Below are 513 nucleotides of genomic sequence, written 5' to 3'. Positions count from 1 at the left end.
GAAGGGCTATCGGCTAGGGCGATTGCTACGTCTATCGGCCGGCACCATAGCGTTGTCGCCAGAGAAATCCGCCGTAACGGGTGGGAGGTCATCGACCAGGCCGGGGCGGTGGTGCACACCTATAACGCCGAGATCGCCCACGAACGCACAGCACACCGAATGGCCAGGCCGAAACCACGCCGCATCGACACCAACTACCGGTTGCGGCAAGTCGTTGTTGCAGGTGTTGCACGCAGATGGTCACCTAAGCGCATCAGTTGCCACCTGAGGCGGGTTTTCGCCGATGATGAAACCATGCAGCTTTCCCACGAAGCGATCTACTCTGCGCTCTACGTTCAAGGCAAAGGCAGTCTGCGGGCTGAACTTGAAACAGTCATGAAAACCCAGCAAGTGCTGATCAAAGCAGGAAAACAACGCACCCCACGCCACCGCACGGCAGGGCTTGCCACCAACAACCGGTCCTGGATCAAAGGCGCGGAAATCACCACCCGGCCCCCGGAAGTCGATGACCGA

1 protein-coding gene is annotated in these 513 nt (G+C 59.5%); it reads left to right on the top strand.

Going from position 1 to position 513, the window contains the following annotated elements; translation table 11 throughout:
• Nucleotides 1-513: helix-turn-helix domain-containing protein (locus M3G19_RS11830; RefSeq protein ID WP_259902797.1), on the top strand; the 513-nt coding region annotated here is incomplete at both ends.

It is taken from the genome of Corynebacterium sp. p3-SID1194 (assembly GCF_025144155.1).
In the GTDB taxonomy this organism is placed as follows: domain Bacteria; phylum Actinomycetota; class Actinomycetes; order Mycobacteriales; family Mycobacteriaceae; genus Corynebacterium.
The sequence above is the reverse complement of the archived record's forward strand: the minus strand, read 5'-3'. Positions and strand labels throughout refer to the sequence as shown.